This window comes from Phreatobacter stygius, from assembly GCF_005144885.1.
GTDB lineage: Bacteria > Pseudomonadota > Alphaproteobacteria > Rhizobiales > Phreatobacteraceae > Phreatobacter > Phreatobacter stygius.
Genome location: NZ_CP039690.1, coordinates 2,074,450 through 2,090,083, shown reverse-complemented (window position 1 = coordinate 2,090,083; position 15,634 = coordinate 2,074,450). Strand labels below are relative to the sequence as shown.

The window sequence follows — 15,634 nt, the reverse complement described above, 5'->3', positions numbered from 1 at the left end:
GACCTGAGATCAGGCCGCGATTGGTTTTGCGGTGTAGCCGACCGTGCGTACGGCTTCAACCGGGAGGCCGTGGGCGACGTCGCGGGCGATCTCGGCTTCGTCCGCCTCACGCGGTCCCCAGGCGAGCACATGGTGCTTGCCGCCGGCGGTGGCGCTGGCGAGCACGGCATCGACGGGCGCTTTCGGCGCTGCGGCCAAGGTGATGGCGACGAGCCGCATGTCGAGGCCCGCCGTATCGATCGAGGGATGCCCGACGACCACCGCCTGCGGCGGCCGCGGACTTGCCGCGCGCGCGATCGCCGGTGCGGTCGCCATGGCGATCGGCTGATCGGCACCACCGAGCTTTTCCCACCACGGCTCCTTGGCCGGGCCAAGCCCGATCAGGCCGAGATCGCCGCGCTCGCGGGCGATCGCCGCGATGACCGAGGCCGGGTTCGAATGCTGTACCAGCGGCACGCCGAAGCCGAAATGAAAGCGGGCGAGCTCGCGGGCGCCTTCCTGCTCGGGCCCCATCAGGACATGAATCGAATGCGGCGCCTGGACATAGGTGAAGGTCGAGATGATCTGCCGCCAGATCTGCACCACCAGCTCCACCGGCAGGCGGCCGTGATGGCGCTCGACCAGGCGGCGCACCACATCCGCCTCGCGGGCGGGGCGGAAGGCCGAACCGGTCTCGGCGGTCTTCTTGATCTCGATCAACCGCTCGATGATCTGCCCGCGCTCCATCAGGAGCTCGTGCATGGCGGTGTCGATCCGGTCGATCTCGCCGCGAAGATCAGCAAGGCTCGGCAATTTTGATTGCGTCATGGCGGGACCGGGAACTGGCGTTGGCGGAGATGAGCGATCGGACAGGATGTCAGCCGCGGGCGGCCTGCACCATGGCGGTGACTTCGACCTCGACCCTGATCTCGGGCTTGAGCAGGCCTGCGACGACCACTAGGGTGGCCGCCGGCCGGATATCGCCGAACACCTCGCCGAAGATCGGGAAGACCTTGTCGGCATCGGCTGCGTCGATGATGTAATAGGTGGCGCGCACCACGTCCTTCAGCGACGAGCCGGCCTCGGCGAGCGCCGCCGCGATGGTCTTGAAGCAGTTGCGCGCCTGGTCCTCGACGCTTTCCGGCAGCACCATGGTCGCATAGTCGTAGCCGGTCGTGCCGGCCACGAAGACGAAGCCGCCCTGGGCCACCGCGCGCGAATAGCCCGCGGCCTTTTCGAACGGCGAACCGGTTGAGATAAGGCGCCGTTCCATGGCTCACTCTTTCCGCATCGTGCCGGGGCGAACCGCCGCGCGGTCGCCTTGGGCGCGGTGCTGTTCAATCACATCCAGGGACGCGCGGTGCTGGCGGTCTTCTCGAAATCGTCGATCGACTTGGCCTTGACCATGGTCAGGCCGATATCGTCGAGGCCGTTCAGCATGCAGTGCTTGCGGAAGGCATCGATCTCGAATTTCAGCGTGCCGCCGTCGGGGCCACGGATCTCCTGGCTCTCGAGATCGATGGTCAGCGTGGCGTTGGAGCCGCGATCGGCGTCCTCGAACAGCTTCTCCAGGTCCTCGGGCGAGACGGTGATCGGCAGCACGCCGTTCTTGAAGCAGTTGTTGTAGAAGATGTCGGCGAAGCTGGTGGAGATCACGCAGCGGATGCCGTAGTCGAGCAGCGCCCAGGGCGCGTGTTCGCGCGACGAACCGCAGCCGAAATTGTCGCCGGCGACCAGGATCTGGGCATTGCGATAGGCCGGCTTGTTCAGGATGAAGTCGGGGTTCTCCGAGCCGTCGTCCTTATAGCGCGCCTCGGAAAACAGGCCCTTGCCGAGCCCGGTCCGCTTGATCGTCTTCAGATATTGCTTCGGGATGATCATGTCGGTGTCGACATTGATGGTCCGCATCGGTGCGGCGACGCCGGTCAGCGCGGTGAACTTCTGCATGGGGTTCCCCCTGATCGTCTCAGGCGTTTGCCGTTCAGCTTGCGCCATTCTGTCTGGCCGACTGGTTCAAGCTCAGCGGCAAGCGCTGGGGCCGGATGTATCAGAGCCATCGGCCCCGGGGCAAGGCGGCGCGAATGCGCAGCGGGGTTGCGGTGGCGCCCAAGCTCGCCGATATCCGGGCGGAACCGGAGATCACCATGACCGTGCACGCCACCATCGAGGCCAAGCTCACCCAGGCCTTCCAGCCCGTTTCGCTCGCCGTCATCGACGAAAGCGAGCAGCACCATGGCCATGGCGGCTGGCGCGAGGGCGGCGAGACGCATTTCCGGGTCAAGCTGGTCTCGGCGCTGTTTGCCGGCAAGTCGCGGGTCGACCGCCACCGGATGATCAACCAGGTGCTCGATGCGGAACTGAAGGGCCGCGTCCATGCCCTGGCGATCGAGGCGCGGGCGCCGGGCGAATAAGGCGGGGATCCCGGAGCGCCTCAGGCCGTGCCGGCGATCAGCCGGTCGGCGGTCGCCAGATTGCAGGCCATCGGCACATTGTAGACGACGGCGAGGCGGGTCAGCGCCTTGACGTCGACGTCGTGGGGATGCGGCGACAGCGGATCGACCAGGAAGATCAGCAGGCTGATGGCATCCTCGACGATCAGCGCGCCGATCTGCTGGTCGCCGCCGAGCGGACCGCTCTTCATCAGGCGAATATCGAGCTCGGGCACCTCGCGCTTGAGCAGCGAGCCGGTGGTGCCGGTGGCAACGATCCGGTGGCCGGCCAGCACCTTGCGATGGCGCGAGGCCCAGGCAACCATCTCCGGCTTTTTCTGGTCATGGGCGATGAGCGCAATGGCCCGCTCGTCCCTGGGCTGGTTCACGATCACGGAAAAGGCCTCCATCGCGGCGCGTTTCGATCCCATGCTGCGCATGGCCGGCGGTTCCGTCAAAGCTTGTAGACACGCGCCGCATTGCCGCCGAGGAACAAGGCGCGGGTCTGGTCGTCGAGGCCAAGCGCATCGAGGCCGTCGAGCGCCTTGCCCGGCAGGATCATCGGATAGTTGGAGCCGAACAGCACCTTGGTCCGGCCGTTCGACTTCAGATAGGCGACCAATGCCGCGGGGTAGCGGCCAACCGCATAGGCCGAGGTGTCGATGAAGACATTGTCGTGCTTGGTCGCGACCGCGATGGCCTCGTCGGTCCAGGGATAACCGATATGGCCGCCGACAATGGTCAGTTCGGGAAAGTCGAGCGCCACCTGGTCGAGATAGATCGGCCGGCCGACCTCCGAGGGCATCAGTGGCCCGGTATGGCCGATCTGGGTGCAGAAGGGCACGCCAAGCTCGGCGCAGGCGGCGTAAACGGGATAGAAGCGCCGGTCGGTCGGCGGCACCTCCCAAAGCCAGGGCAGCACGCGGATCGCCTTGAAGCCGAGTTCGGTGATGCAGCGGCGGATTTCGGCGATCGCTGTCATCGGCCTGGAAATGTCGACCGAACCGACACCGATCAGGCGCCCGCCGGAGGCCGCCGCGAAAGCCGCCACCTCGTCATTGGAGATCATGACGTTGCGCGGCGCGTACCAGGCGCTGATCAGCATGTGGTCGATGCCGCCGGCATCGAGCGCGGCAACGGTTGTCGCCACCGGCAGGGCTTCGGTCGGCAGCGGCGCCTTGGTCCAGCGTCGCAACGAATCGAAGATCGGGTCCTGGGCGTGGCGCAGCGTCGGGTGTTGTCCCCAGGCGTCGATGATCATGCGATCCCTCCCGGCAATGGCTCCGCCTTGTCCGGCCCGGCTCAGCCCGGCCGCTCCAGCGGCGTGATCTTCAAGGCGGTGATGCGGTTGCGCTGTTTCCTCAGCACATGGAAGCGGAAGCCGTGGAAGGTGAAGGTCTGGCCGGTCTCGGGGATCGAGCGGGCCTCGTGGATGACCAGGCCGGCAATGGTGGTCGCCTCTTCGTCGGGCAGGCGCCAGTCCATCGCACGGTTGAGGTCGCGGATCGGCACGCTGCCGTCGACATTGACCGAGCCGTCGGTCTGCGGCCGGACGCCGATCACCTGGACGTCGTGTTCGTCTTTGATGTCGCCGACGATCTCCTCGATGATGTCCTCGAGCGTCACCAGGCCCATCACCTCGCCATATTCGTCGACGACCAGGGCGAAATGGGTCTTGCGCCGGAGGAAGGCCTTGAGCTGGTCCTGCAGGCTGGTCGAGTCCGGCACGAACCAGGCCGGCAAGGCGAGACTGGTCAGGTCGATCTTGGAGACGTCGCCATTGGCCGCGGCCATGGCGCGCAACAGGTCCTTGCCGTGCAGCACGCCAATGATGTTTTCCGGCGTGTCGCGCCACAGCGGAATGCGGGTATAGGGCGCGGCGAGCACGTCGCGCACCACTTTGTCGGGGGCATCGCCCGCGTCGATGGTCACCATCTTGGTACGGTGGACCATGACGTCGGAGACCGACAGGTCCTTCAGGTCGAGAATGCCGCCGACCATGTCGCGGTCGAGCTTCTCGAACGATCCTTCCTTGTGCATCAGGTCGACCGTGCCGCGCAGCTCCTCGGCGCCCGACAGGACGCTCTGGTTCTGGTCGATCTTCAGGCCGAACAGGCGCAGGACGCCGCGCACGATCGCCTCGATCGCCAGCAGCACCGGGCCGAGCACCGCGACCACCCAGGAGACCGGCCGGGCAATGGCCAGCGACACCTGTTCGGGGCGCACGATCGCCACCGTCTTCGGCATGACCTCGGCGAAGACAATGATCAGCACCGACATGATGGCGGTGGCATAGATCACGCCCTCGGCGCCGAAGAAGCCGACCATCAGGCTGGTGGTGAAGGCCGACATGCCGATATTGACGACATTGTTGCCGACCAGCATGGCGCCGATCAGCCGCTCGCGGGCGTCGAGCATGCGGTTGATGATCCGCGCCCTGGAATCACCGGCGGTTTCCAGCGCCAGCATGCGCGCCTTGGAGGTGGCCGACATGGCCGTTTCGCCGGCGGAAAAGAACGCCGACAGCATGAGGCTGACCACGATGATCGCCAGCGCCAGCCAGGGGTTGATGATGATGTCGTCCATGGTCTCCTCGGCCGCCGGGAGGCGGCTAACCTCACTGCCCCGCGCGCCGCCGATGGCTCACCGGCCAGGCGCTACCGGCGCGCGAGCTCTTCCGCCAGGAACGAGCGCACGGCCGTGGGGTCGACATCCCCTGCGATGAAGCTTCGGCCGATGCCGCGGGTCAGGATGAAGGTCAGCGCGCCGCGCGTCACCTTCTTGTCCTGCTGGATCGCAGTCATCAGCCGGTCGACATCGCCGACGTCGCCCGGAATATGAGCGAGTTCGGTCGGCAATCCAACGGCCGTCAGATGCGATCGCATGCGTTCGGCGTCATCAGGCGGGCAAAGGCCGAGTTTCGCCGAGAAACGATAGGCCTGCGCCATGCCGATGGCGACGCCCTCGCCATGGACCAGGCGGGCGCTGTCGTAGCCGGTGGCGGCTTCGAGCGCATGGCCGAAGGTATGGCCGAGATTGAGCAAGGCGCGGTCGCCGGTTTCGGTTTCGTCGCGGGCGACCACCGCGGCCTTGGCGCGGCAGGAGGTGGCGATCGCCTGGGTCCGGTCGCGGCCACCCTGGAATATGCCGCGCCAATTGGCTTCCAGCCAGCCGAAGAAGCCGGGATCGTCGATCAGCCCGTATTTCGCGACCTCGGCATAACCGGCGCGGAACTCGCGGGTCGACAGGGTGTCGAGCACGTCGGTATCGGCCAGCACCAGGCCGGGCTGATAGAAGGCGCCGATCAGGTTCTTGCCATGGCGCGAATTGATGCCGGTCTTGCCGCCGACCGAGGAATCGACCTGGGCGAGCAGGCTGGTCGGCATCTGCACGAAACCCATGCCGCGCCGGACGATGGCCGCGGCAAAGCCGGCGAGGTCACCGACCACGCCGCCGCCGAGCGCCACGACCAGGTCGCCGCGCTCCATCCGGGCGGCGAGCAACTGGTCGACCACCTGTTCGAGCATGGCGAAGCGCTTGGTGGCTTCGCCCGCGGGAACGCTGATCCGGATATGGCGGATGCCGGCCCCATCAAGGCTCTGTTCGAGCGCCTGGCCATGGAGCCCGCCGACCGTCTCGTCGGTGACGATGGCGACAGCCCGGCCCGGAAACCGCGCGGCGATGGTCGCGCCGGCGCCGGCGATCAGGCCGGCGCCGATCAGGATGTCGTAAGAGCGTTCACCGAGCGCAACCGGAACGCTGGTGATGGCATCGGGGTCGGACGGGGCGCTCACGGCTGGTTCAACTCCTTCGGCGCCAGCAGATGGTCGACCAGCACATTGACGGCCTCGTCGACGATCTCCTCATGCGAGGCCTCGCGCGAGACGATGGCGAGATCGGCCTCCGCATAAACCGGATAGCGCTCCTCCATCAGCCGGCGGAGCACGGCTTCCGGGTCGGCCTGCTTCAAGAGCGGCCGGTCGCTGCGCCGCCGGACCCGCCGCATCAGCACGTCGAGATCGGCCTTCAGCCAGAGCGAAATGCCGAGCGCGCGGATATTGGCGCGGGTCTCGGGGTTCATGAAGGCGCCGCCGCCGGTGGCCAGCACCTGCGGACCGTCCTTCAGGATGCGGGCGACCACGCGCACCTCGCCGGCCCTGAAATAGGCTTCGCCATGTTTCTCGAAAATTTCCGGGATCGACATGACATGCGCCTTCTCGATCTCCTGGTCGGCATCGATGAAGGGCAAACCGAGGCGTTGGGCGAGCCGGCGGCCGATCGAGGTCTTGCCGGCGCCCATCAGACCGACGAGCACAATCGAGCGCGCGCCAAGCGCCGCGCGCAAACCTGTCGTGTCGATCTCGGCGGTCGTCGCGCCCATGATGGTCCCCGTTTCGTTACCCCTGTGTCACGAACGGGCGGGGGAGGCAACGGGGCAGGACGGCCAATTGGCGGTGTCCGCTGCGAGGGTCAGGTTCTCATGCTTTGGCCGACCAAGGGCCGCAGCGCTCACGCATCCGGTGCGCGTCGTGGCGGTTGCGTGGCCGCCGCTCAACCTCCCCCCAGCGGGGGGAGGTTGGCGCGTCAGCGCCGGGAGAGGGGGAATTAAGCATTCAGAACAGGGCGTTGAGCGCTTCGCATGATGACCCCCGGTCAGCGCCTCTCCCCCTTGCATGTTTGCGGGACCGACTCAGCGCAGGCTGAGAGGTGCGTCGAGGCCGGTGGCCACCGGCCTCGACGCGGATGTCCGGGACCGTTTCACCCTTTGGCTCAGCACCGCGGGAGAGCATGGTCCGGCCGTCCTCTGGCTCTTGTCCTGAACAGATGCTGGGGAGGAAGTCCCGTATGCAAGGCAAGGAAGCGTCCAAACAAGAGACCGAAGGCAAGTCTACCGTGGGAATCGACGTCAGCAAGAGCTGGCTCGACATCCACGTTCTGCCCGGCGGGGAGACCCACCGTTTTGCCAATGCCGAGTTGGGCATCCGGCAGTTGAAGCGCTGGCTTCAGCGCTTTGATCTGGCGCTGGTCGTGGTCGAGGCGACCGGCAAGTGGCACCGCCAGGTTCGCCGAAGCCTGCATGCCTCGGGCGTGCCGGTTGCCGTGGTCGATCCTTATCGCGTGCGCATGTTCGCGCGTGCCACGGGCACCTTGGCCAAGACCGACCGGCTCGATGCCCGCGTGTTGGCCCTGTTCGCGCGGGCCATGAACCCGGCCCAGCGACCGCCGGCACCGGAAGCCCTCGATGCGCTCAATGAGTTGGTCAGCGCCCGCGATGCGGCCGTCGACGAACAGACAGCCCTCAAGAACCAGCGGCACGCGGTCACCGACAAGTTCCTGATCCGCCATCTCGCTCACCGTCTCACCCGGATCGCCAAGGCTATCGAAGCCATCGCCGGCGAGATCGCCAAACGCATCGCGGCCGATCCATGCCTGGCCAGACGCCACGACATTCTGATCTCGATCCCTTCGTTCGGCCCGGCGGTCGCCACGACCCTGGTGGCCGCCCTGACCGAGCTGGGGACCTGCAACATCAAACAGATCAGCCTGTTGGCGGGACTAGCCCCGATCGCCGATGATTCCGGTGAACGACAGGGCGTCCGCGTCATCTGGGGCGGACGCTCCCGGGTGCGCCGCGTTCTCTACCTGGCGGCGCTCTCGGCCACGCGCTGCAACGCCGACATGAAAAGTTTCCACGACCGCCTGATCGCCAAGGGCAAGAAGCCCAAATGCGCCCTCATCGCCGTGGCTCGAAAGCTCGTCGTCCTCGCCAACACCCTTATCGCTCAGGACCGCACTTGGGCCACTCACGCTCCAAAACAGGCTTGACCCGAAACACAGATGCTCTCCCGACCTCCGCTGCGCTTCGGTCGACCTCTCCCCGCTGGGGCGAGGTGAGGGCGAGGTTCAGGTGCATGGCCTCGAAGCCTGACCTGCCGCTATGCAAATCGGCTGATTGCGCTCGGCTTCGCGATGAACGCCTCGCCGGTCCCTCGAACCGCGGCGAACTCAAACAACACAGGACTTAGGCGGCCGGGATTTCGCGCTCGGCAATGGCTTCGGCAATGCCGACCAGGCGCCGCGCCATGTCGGCATGAAGCCGCTCGACCATGCGGCCCTCGACCTGCAGCGCGCCCTTGGCGGCATTCTCCGGCTGTTCGAAAGCCGCAATGATCTTGCGGGCCCAGGCGACCTCGGTCTCGGCCGGCGAGAAGGCGGCGTTGCAGCCGGCGATCTGGTTCGGGTGGATCAGCGTCTTGCCGTCGAAGCCCATGTCGCGCGCCTCGGCGCATTCCCTGATGAAACCGGCCTCGTCGGCAATCTCGTTCCAGACACCGTCGATGATCACAAGGCCATGGGCCCTGGCGGCGGCAAGGCAGGTCATCAGCCAGGAATTCATCGGCGCGCGGCCAGGCACCAGGCGGGCGCCGGTTTCCTTGGCGAGATCATTGGTGCCCATGACGAAGCCGGAAAGCCGGGTCGCCGGATCGGCGGCCGCCGCGGCGATGGTTGCCGCGTTCAGCATGGCGAGCGGCGTTTCCATCATGGCCCAGACCCGGGTGCGCCCGGGCGTACCGGCCTCGGCCAGCGCTCGTCCGGCGGCGATCAGGTCGTCGCTCTTGTTGACTTTCGGAATGAGAATGACATCGGGACCGGTCGCCGCGATCGCCGCCAGATCGGCCATGCCCCAGGGCGTTTCCAGCCCGTTGATGCGCGCCACCACCTCGCGATGGCCGAAGCCGCCGGCTGTCACAGCGGCGGCGACCTGCGCACGCGCGGTTGCCTTGGCGTCGGGCGCAACCGCGTCCTCGAGGTCGAGGATGACGACGTCGGCGGGCAGTGCGCGGGCCTTTTCGAGTGCCCGGGCATTGGAGCCCGGCATATAGAGGACGGAGCGGCGAGGGCGGTTCGACATGGCGGGCGGTCCGAAAAGGGGCTATGCGCTGAGCGACTGGCCAGAGGCTAGCCGCCTTGCGGCGGCCGTGCCATCGTCCTTTCGCTTAGATTGATTTCGCTCTTTTGCTTCAGGGTTGTGCGGCGCGTGACTGATACGGATGTTCTGATCGTCGGCGGCGGGATCATGGGATCCTGCGCCGCCTATTTCCTCAAGAAAGAGCTGGGTTTCGCGGGCAGCGTCAGGGTCATCGAACGCGATCCGACCTATGCCCAGTCGTCGACCACGCTGTCGGCGGCCTCGATCCGCCAGCAGTTCTCGACGCCGGAGAATATCCGGATGAGCCGGTTCGGCATCGAGATCATTCGCGGCCTGAAGGAGCGCTTCAGTCCGGATGCCGATATCGGCTTCCATGAGGGCGGCTATCTGATCCTGGCGAGCGACACCGGCCGCGGCGTGCTGGAGGCCAATTGGCGGACGCAGAGCGCCGAGGGCGCCGACATCGTGCTGTTGTCGCCGGACGAACTGAAGCAGCGCTTCCCCTGGCTCAGCACCGAGGAGCTCGCGGCGGGCGCCTGGGGGCGAACCGGCGAAGGCTGGTTCGACGCCGCCATGCTGCTCGACCTGTTCCGCAAGGCGGCCCGCGAGGCGGGCGTGGTCTACCAGAAGGCCGAGGTCAAGGGTCTCGAGCGCGAGGGCAACCGGATCACCGGCGTGACACTCGCCGACGGCTCCGTCGTGAGCTGTGGCACCTGCGTGCTGGCGGCCGGCGCCTGGGCCGGACGGCTGGCCGAGGGTGCCGGCATCGCGCTGCCGGTCGAACCGCGCAAGCGCACGGTGTTCGTGGCCAAATGCCCAGCGTCCTTTGCCAACATGCCGCTGATCGTCGATCCCTCGGGGGTCTGGATGCGACCCGAACGCGAGCTGATCATTGGCGGCTGGGGCCCGGGCGAAAACGACCCGGATCCGGCGGCCCACGGCGATTTCGAGCCGAACCACGACGAGTTCGAGGCCTATGTCTGGCCGGCCTGGGCGACCCGCATCCCGGCGCTCGAAGAGCTCCGCCTGATCCGCGCCTGGGCCGGGCATTACGATTTCAACACGCTCGACCACAACGCCATTCTCGGGCCGCACCCGGAGGTGGCCAACCTGCAGTTCATCAATGGTTTCTCCGGCCACGGACTGCAGCAGGCGCCGGCAGCCGGCCGCGCCATCGCGGAACAGATCGTGTTCGGCGGCTACCGGTCGCTCGATCTGTCGGTCTTCGGTTATGGCCGCATCGCCAGGAGCGAACCGGTTCTGGAGTTGAACGTTATCTGATCGCGCGGCCGGGCCGCCGGGAGAGCATCGCATGAAAGTCTGTGTTTACGGCGCTGGCGCCATTGGCGGCCACCTGGCCGCGCGTCTGATCGCCAAGGGCGATGCCGAGGTCTCGGTGGTGGCGCGCGGCGCCCATCTCGCCGCCATCAGCGAGAACGGCCTGTTCCTGGAGACCGAAGGCAAGGTGATCGGCGGCAAACCTTTTGCCGCGACCGACGACCCCTCGAAATTGCCGCCGCAAGACCTGGTCGTGCTGTCGTTGAAGGCGCCGTCGCTGCCGGCGGTTGCCAGGCCGTTGAAAAAGCTGCTGGCGCCGAGCGCCGCCGCGCTGTTCTTCAACAACGGCATTCCCTGGTGGTGGCGCTACGGCATCGATGACGGCGGTTCGCTGCCGCTGCTCGATCCCGACGGGCTTTTGTGGCGCGAGCTCGGTCCGGAATGTGTGCTCGGCGGCGTGGTCTATTCGTCCAACGCGTTGAAGCAGCCGGGCGTGGTCACCCATTTCGGCGCCAACAAGTGGATCATGGGCGAGCCGACCGGCGACCGCTCGCCGCGGGCGGAAGCGGCCGCCGAACTGTTCGAGGCGGCCGGCCTGAGCGCGCCGGTCTCCGAGGATATTCGGCGCGACATGTGGGAAAAACTGTTCCGCAATGTCGCCGGCAACCCGCTTTCGGCGATCACCCGGGTGCCGACAGCCGATTGGCCGAGGGCGCCGGGCATTGGCGAGGTCGGGCGCGGCATGATCAAGGAGACGGTCGAGGTCGCCCGGGCGCTCGGCTGGGACTTCGCCGACAGCGTCGACGCGGAGGCGATCGTCAATCCGGCGCCGGGTCGCGCCGGCGGCCGCTCGTCCATGTTGCAGGATGTCGAGATGGGCCGGCCGATGGAGGTGGAAGCGATCGTCGGCCAGGTCCAGGCCTTCGCGCGCGAGGCCGGCGTCGCGACGCCGACCATCGATGTCATCCTGCCGCTGCTGCGCGGGCTCGACGCGGCGATCCAGCACAAGCGCTGACGCCGCGTTTCGCTCCGCTCAGGCATCGGACCGTCACGCCTTGGACCGTCACGCCTTGGACCGTCACGCGTTGGACATGGGCCGGCGGCGGACGTTCGGGCGCAGGTGCTCGAACGGAATGACGCCGGTATCGTCGAGCGCCGCGCCGGGCGAGGCACCAACCACGACGCTGTCGGCATAGGGCTGCCAGTCGCCGCGGAAATGCACCGAGCTCTTCAGCACGACCACCTTGTAGCCGGTGATGTCGACGCCGAGATGGGTGCAGACCGCGATGCAATGCGGCTGCTGGCGCACCGTGCCGACCACCACATCGATGCCGCCGATCCGGAGCCAGGCCGACGGCCCCATATGGATCGGCTGGCCGCCAACCATCGGGCCGGTGCCGGTGAAACGGCCGTCGGAGACGGCGACAACCTCGGCCGATGCCGACAGCGGTTCCTCGCCGGGACCCGAGCCATGGGCGGCAAAGGTGACGTCGATGGTCTTGCCGACGCCGGCCTTGTGGGCGGCCGTGGCGATCTCCGGCTCGTGGAACAGCGCGGCCAGCGTCTTCTCGGCCTTGCGTGCGATCAGCGACTTCAGGAAACCGGTGGTGATCGACGAGCCGCCGGCGCCGGGATTGTCCTGGGTATCGGCAATGATCACCGGCCTGGCGGCCGAGGCCGCGCGCGAAAAAGCCGTGTCGAGGGCCTCGTCGCGGGGCTTGGCCAGATGTTCCAGGAAAGCGGCTTCCGAGCGGATCACCGCCTTGGCCAATCGGTCGACGGCCGCATCGACCTCCGGTTGCGTGGCGCCATAGCCGATGACGGTCGCGCCCATGTCGTAGATGTCGGCGGAAGGGAAGCCGGGGCACAGCGACAGATGGACGCCGGTTTCGGCCTCGATGTCCTCCAGCAGCGCGTAGAGGCCCTTCATCGGTTCGATCATCGAGCAGCCCGAAGCGATCGGGATCAGGAACGGCATCTGGCGGAAGGCGCGCGCCGGCTTCGGCCCCCAGGCACGCACAGTGTCGAACCAGCGGCCGACGCGCTGGCCGGTCTGCAGCCAGTCGATATGCGGATAGGTGCGATAGGCCGACAGGAAGCTGGCATTGTCGACCATCAGCTGCGTGACATTGGCGTGCAGGTCGAGCGAGGCGACGATCGGCACGTCGGGGCCAACAAGGCGCCGTACCCGGTGCAGCAATTCGCCTTCGGCATCCTCTGTCGTTTCGGTGGTCATGGCGCCGTGCAGTTCCAGAAAGACCGCGTCCGGCGCAGCATCGGCGATATCGGCCAGGAGATAGGCCGAGGCGCGTTCGAACACGCTGTCGGCGACCCGGCCGGAGGGTTGCGCGAAGGACCAGGACAGCGGCACGATGGCGTGGCCGGCGGCGATCGCCACATCCATGAAACCGGTTATGGCGATGTTGAACGGCGCGAATTTGGCGGGGATCGTATCGCCGCGGGTGAAACCGGGCCAGGCGCCGGCCTGGTTAAAGCTCGCCCAACCGGTCGGCTCCGGGACGAAGGTATTGGTCTCGTGCATGAAGCCGCCACAGGCGATGCGCATGGTCATGAATGTCTCGCGGTTGGAACTCGCGGCTATTGGTGGCCGATTGCGGTCACGCCGTCATCCCCGAACGCGGGCTGGTCAGCGATGCGGCCGGGGCAGGTCGAAAGATTGGACCGGCGCCCCAGAGGCTTGCCGGGGTCCGGCATGAGCCCGATGCAGACGAGCACGGCGACCGAGACCGCTGGTCTCGGCGCCGAACCTTGTTAGCGTCGGAGCGAAACGAGCGAACCTGCGGTTCAACATGCGGGTCGATGAGGGATGGAGAGGGCCATGGACATGCGGGGCTTGCGGTTGATCGGCGCGGCATGGTTCGGCGTCATGCTGGCGCTGACCGGGCCGGTCCAGGCTGAGGATTATCCGGCCGCCGGCCGCGCCATCCGGGTGGTGGTGCCTTTCGCCGCCGGCGGCGGCACCGATGCCATTACCCGGGTGGTCGCCGAACATGTCGCCAAGGCCTGGGGAGCCGCTGTCGTCATCGAGAACAAGCCGGGCGGCGGCACGATGATCGCCTCGCAGGGCGTCGCGGCGGCGCCGGCCGACGGCTATACGGTGCTCGCCATTTCCAACAGTTTCCTGGTCTCGCCGCTGCTCGCCGACCAGGCGCCTTATGACCATGCCCGCGACTTCACCGGCGTGGCGCTGCTCGCCTCCAGTCCGCATGTCCTGGTGGCCCATCCGGCGGTTCCGGCGCGCAACCTCGCCGAGCTTGCCGGCTGGGCCAGGGCGCATCCGGCATCGGCGAGCTTCGCCTCGTTCGGCCGGGGCGCTTCCAATCACCTGGGCTTCGAGGTGCTGAAGCGCCGGCTCGGCGTCGAGATCGTCCACGTGCCCTATCATGGCAGCGCGCCGGCGCTGAAGGACCTGATCGGCGGCCATGTGCCGATGATGCTCGGCGACCTGCAGAATGTCCGCGAACTGGTGGTTGCCGGAACCCTGCGCGCCGTCGCGGTCGCCAATGAGACACGGCTTGCCTCGCTGCCCAACGTGCCGACGCTCGTGGAGGCCGGCATCGCCGGTTTCACCTCGAAATCCTGGTTCGGCCTGGTCATGCGTTCAGGCACGTCCGAGCCGATCGTCGCGCGCTGGAACGCGGCGGTGCGGGCGGCGCTTGCCGATCCGGCGGTGCGCGCCAGGCTCGAGCCGCATGGCGTGACACTGACCGACACGACGCCAGCCGAATTCGACGCCTTCCTGCGCGACGAGGCGGCCAAGGCCGCGGCGGCGATCCGCCTCGCCGGGCTGAAATAGCCTGTGGATACCGCCAAGCCCGCTGGGCGTTCGAGCGAAGGTTTCCGGCAGCGCGAAGCGCCCTGCCGGAACCGGAACCGGAATCAATCCCGGTCCCAGCGCTGCTGCTGGGCCGAGACCGCCATGTAGTCGTAGTAGAAGTCGGAAATGGCCCAATAGGCCTGGCTGTCGCGGTGGAATGCCGCCTGGTGTTCGTAGATCTTCTTGAACGCCGGGTTCTGCTCCGACATCTCCTTGTAGAGCTCGAGCGCGATCTTGTAGCTGGCGCGCAGGATGTCGTTCGGCAGCGGCCGCAATTGCGCGCCGGCGGCAACCAGCCGGCGCAGCGCCGGCGGGTTCAGCACGTCGTATTTGGCCTGCATGTCGTGGCCGGCGGTGGCCGCGGCGGTCCGCAGAATGGTCTGGTAGCTCTTCGGCAGCGCCTTCCACTTGTCGAGATTGAAGAAGAAGCTGAGTTCGGCCCCGCCTTCCCAGAACGCCGGGTAATAGTAGTAGGGCGCGATCTTGACGAAGCCGAGCTTCTCGTCGTCATAAGGGCCGACGAATTCGGCGGCGTCGAGCACGCCGCGCTCGAGTGCCGGATAGATGTCGCCGGCACCGAGCTGTTGCGGGACCACGCCGAGCTTCTGCAGCACCGTGCCGCCGAGGCCGCCGACCCGCATTTTCAGGCCGCTGAGATCGGCCTTGGACTTGATCTCCTTGCGGAACCAGCCGCCCATCTGGGTGCCGGTATTGCCGGCCGGCAGGTTGAAGATGCCGAACTTGGCGTAGAACTCGTTCAACAGGTCGATGCCGCCGGCGCGGTAGAGCCAGGCGTTCTGCTGGCGGCTGTTCGGCCCCCAGGGGATCGCCGTGCCGAAAGCAAAACCGGTGTCCTTGCCAATATAAAAATAGGACCCGGTCTGGCCCATTTCGACCGTGCCGTTGCTGACCGCATCGGCGACGGCGAGCGCCGGCACGACCTCGCCGGCGGCAAAGACCTGGATCTTGAAGGCGCCGTCGGTCGCGTCCGAGACGAGTTCGGACAGATAGGTGCAGGCGCCGTAGAGGGTTTCGAGCGATTTCGGATAGCTCGAGGTCAGGCGCCAGGTGATGCTCGGGCTTGCCTGGGCAATGGCGGGGCTCGCCACCGCGACGGCGGCGCCGCCGATGCCGGCGGTCTTGAGAAAGGCGCGGCGCTTCATGGAACGTCTCCTGGAG

At 67.1% G+C, this 15,634-nt stretch carries 16 protein-coding genes; 5 read left to right on the top strand and 11 right to left on the bottom strand.

Going from position 1 to position 15,634, the window contains the following annotated elements:
- Positions 1–9: 9 nt before the first annotated feature.
- From E8M01_RS09510 to leuD, 3 genes are all read right to left on the bottom strand, one after another.
- A complete protein-coding gene (locus tag E8M01_RS09510) occupies positions 10–792 on the bottom strand; it encodes a chorismate mutase (protein WP_170181842.1) in 783 nt (260 codons plus the stop codon).
- Positions 793–856: 64 nt separating this feature from the next.
- Positions 857–1,252, bottom strand: a complete 396-nt coding sequence (locus E8M01_RS09505; protein WP_136959899.1) for a RidA family protein — start codon at positions 1,250–1,252, stop codon at positions 857–859.
- Between the two features lie 68 nt (positions 1,253–1,320).
- The gene (gene leuD, locus E8M01_RS09500; protein ID WP_136959898.1) at positions 1,321–1,926 is read right to left on the bottom strand and encodes a 3-isopropylmalate dehydratase small subunit; all 606 of its coding nucleotides are present in this window, start codon (positions 1,924–1,926) and stop codon (positions 1,321–1,323) included.
- Positions 1,927–2,123: 197 nt separating this feature from the next.
- On the opposite strand from leuD, the gene E8M01_RS09495 reads away from it, so the two are divergent.
- Complete coding sequence (locus E8M01_RS09495) at positions 2,124–2,390, top strand: BolA family protein (protein ID WP_136964535.1); 267 nt, start codon at positions 2,124–2,126, stop codon at positions 2,388–2,390.
- Positions 2,391–2,410: 20 nt separating this feature from the next.
- On the opposite strand, the gene E8M01_RS09490 is transcribed toward E8M01_RS09495, so the two are convergent.
- The 5 genes from E8M01_RS09490 to E8M01_RS09470 form a co-directional block, all read right to left on the bottom strand.
- Positions 2,411–2,818 carry a methylglyoxal synthase gene (locus tag E8M01_RS09490; RefSeq protein WP_136964534.1) on the bottom strand — a complete coding sequence of 136 codons (408 nt, stop codon included), beginning with the start codon at positions 2,816–2,818 and terminating at the stop codon, positions 2,411–2,413.
- A 44-nt stretch (positions 2,819–2,862) separates the two neighbouring features.
- On the bottom strand, positions 2,863–3,669 hold the full coding sequence (locus tag E8M01_RS09485; RefSeq protein WP_136959897.1) for an amidohydrolase family protein: 807 nt from the start codon (positions 3,667–3,669) through the stop codon (positions 2,863–2,865).
- Between the two features lie 41 nt (positions 3,670–3,710).
- The gene (locus E8M01_RS09480) at positions 3,711–4,994 is read right to left on the bottom strand and encodes an HlyC/CorC family transporter (RefSeq protein ID WP_136959896.1); all 1,284 of its coding nucleotides are present in this window, start codon (positions 4,992–4,994) and stop codon (positions 3,711–3,713) included.
- A 71-nt stretch (positions 4,995–5,065) separates the two neighbouring features.
- The gene (gene aroB, locus E8M01_RS09475; RefSeq protein WP_136959895.1) at positions 5,066–6,202 is read right to left on the bottom strand and encodes a 3-dehydroquinate synthase; all 1,137 of its coding nucleotides are present in this window, start codon (positions 6,200–6,202) and stop codon (positions 5,066–5,068) included.
- Positions 6,199–6,789: a shikimate kinase gene (locus tag E8M01_RS09470; protein WP_136959894.1), complete on the bottom strand. Its 591-nt coding sequence runs from the start codon at positions 6,787–6,789 to the stop codon at positions 6,199–6,201. Before E8M01_RS09470 ends, aroB begins: the two co-directional genes overlap by 4 nt.
- 464 nt (positions 6,790–7,253) lie before the next feature.
- On the opposite strand from E8M01_RS09470, the gene E8M01_RS09465 reads away from it, so the two are divergent.
- A complete protein-coding gene (locus E8M01_RS09465) occupies positions 7,254–8,234 on the top strand; it encodes an IS110 family RNA-guided transposase (protein ID WP_136958299.1) in 981 nt (326 codons plus the stop codon).
- A gap of 196 nt (positions 8,235–8,430) precedes the next feature.
- On the opposite strand, the gene E8M01_RS09460 is transcribed toward E8M01_RS09465, so the two are convergent.
- A complete protein-coding gene (locus E8M01_RS09460) occupies positions 8,431–9,321 on the bottom strand; it encodes an HpcH/HpaI aldolase/citrate lyase family protein (RefSeq protein ID WP_136959893.1) in 891 nt (296 codons plus the stop codon).
- A gap of 126 nt (positions 9,322–9,447) precedes the next feature.
- Here E8M01_RS09460 and E8M01_RS09455 point away from each other — a divergent pair, with 126 nt between their 5' ends.
- On the top strand, positions 9,448–10,620 hold the full coding sequence (locus tag E8M01_RS09455) for an NAD(P)/FAD-dependent oxidoreductase (RefSeq protein WP_136959892.1): 1,173 nt from the start codon (positions 9,448–9,450) through the stop codon (positions 10,618–10,620).
- A 31-nt stretch (positions 10,621–10,651) separates the two neighbouring features.
- A complete protein-coding gene (locus E8M01_RS09450; protein ID WP_136959891.1) occupies positions 10,652–11,632 on the top strand; it encodes a ketopantoate reductase family protein in 981 nt (326 codons plus the stop codon).
- Positions 11,633–11,695: 63 nt separating this feature from the next.
- Here E8M01_RS09450 and E8M01_RS09445 read toward each other — a convergent pair whose 3' ends face one another.
- Positions 11,696–13,189, bottom strand: coding sequence for a M81 family metallopeptidase (locus tag E8M01_RS09445; RefSeq protein ID WP_136959890.1), 1,494 nt, complete (start codon positions 13,187–13,189; stop codon positions 11,696–11,698).
- Positions 13,190–13,456: 267 nt separating this feature from the next.
- Between E8M01_RS09445 and E8M01_RS09440 the strand changes: the two genes are divergently transcribed.
- A complete protein-coding gene (locus E8M01_RS09440; protein WP_170181841.1) occupies positions 13,457–14,434 on the top strand; it encodes a Bug family tripartite tricarboxylate transporter substrate binding protein in 978 nt (325 codons plus the stop codon).
- Positions 14,435–14,517: 83 nt separating this feature from the next.
- Here the strand turns inward: E8M01_RS09440 and E8M01_RS09435 are convergent, their stop codons facing one another.
- Complete coding sequence (locus tag E8M01_RS09435) at positions 14,518–15,618, bottom strand: TRAP transporter substrate-binding protein (protein ID WP_136959888.1); 1,101 nt, start codon at positions 15,616–15,618, stop codon at positions 14,518–14,520.
- Between the last annotated feature and the right edge of the window lie 16 nt (positions 15,619–15,634).

Bases quoted from the DNA above. Each gene is read 5' to 3' on its own strand.
- E8M01_RS09495 (WP_136964535.1), top strand. From the start codon at position 2,124: ATGACCGTGCACGCCACCATCGAGGCCAAGCTCACCCAGGCCTTCCAG.
- E8M01_RS09450 (WP_136959891.1), top strand. From the start codon at position 10,652: ATGAAAGTCTGTGTTTACGGCGCTGGCGCCATTGGCGGCCACCTGGCC.
- E8M01_RS09440 (WP_170181841.1), top strand. From the start codon at position 13,457: ATGGACATGCGGGGCTTGCGGTTGATCGGCGCGGCATGGTTCGGCGTC.
- E8M01_RS09465 (WP_136958299.1), top strand. From the start codon at position 7,254: ATGCAAGGCAAGGAAGCGTCCAAACAAGAGACCGAAGGCAAGTCTACC.
- E8M01_RS09485 (WP_136959897.1), bottom strand. From the start codon at position 3,669: ATGATCATCGACGCCTGGGGACAACACCCGACGCTGCGCCACGCCCAG.
- leuD (WP_136959898.1), bottom strand. From the start codon at position 1,926: ATGCAGAAGTTCACCGCGCTGACCGGCGTCGCCGCACCGATGCGGACC.
- E8M01_RS09460 (WP_136959893.1), bottom strand. From the start codon at position 9,321: ATGTCGAACCGCCCTCGCCGCTCCGTCCTCTATATGCCGGGCTCCAAT.
- E8M01_RS09480 (WP_136959896.1), bottom strand. From the start codon at position 4,994: ATGGACGACATCATCATCAACCCCTGGCTGGCGCTGGCGATCATCGTG.
- E8M01_RS09490 (WP_136964534.1), bottom strand. From the start codon at position 2,818: ATGGAGGCCTTTTCCGTGATCGTGAACCAGCCCAGGGACGAGCGGGCC.
- E8M01_RS09435 (WP_136959888.1), bottom strand. From the start codon at position 15,618: ATGAAGCGCCGCGCCTTTCTCAAGACCGCCGGCATCGGCGGCGCCGCC.
- E8M01_RS09445 (WP_136959890.1), bottom strand. From the start codon at position 13,189: ATGACCATGCGCATCGCCTGTGGCGGCTTCATGCACGAGACCAATACC.
- E8M01_RS09470 (WP_136959894.1), bottom strand. From the start codon at position 6,789: ATGGGCGCGACGACCGCCGAGATCGACACGACAGGTTTGCGCGCGGCG.
- E8M01_RS09505 (WP_136959899.1), bottom strand. From the start codon at position 1,252: ATGGAACGGCGCCTTATCTCAACCGGTTCGCCGTTCGAAAAGGCCGCG.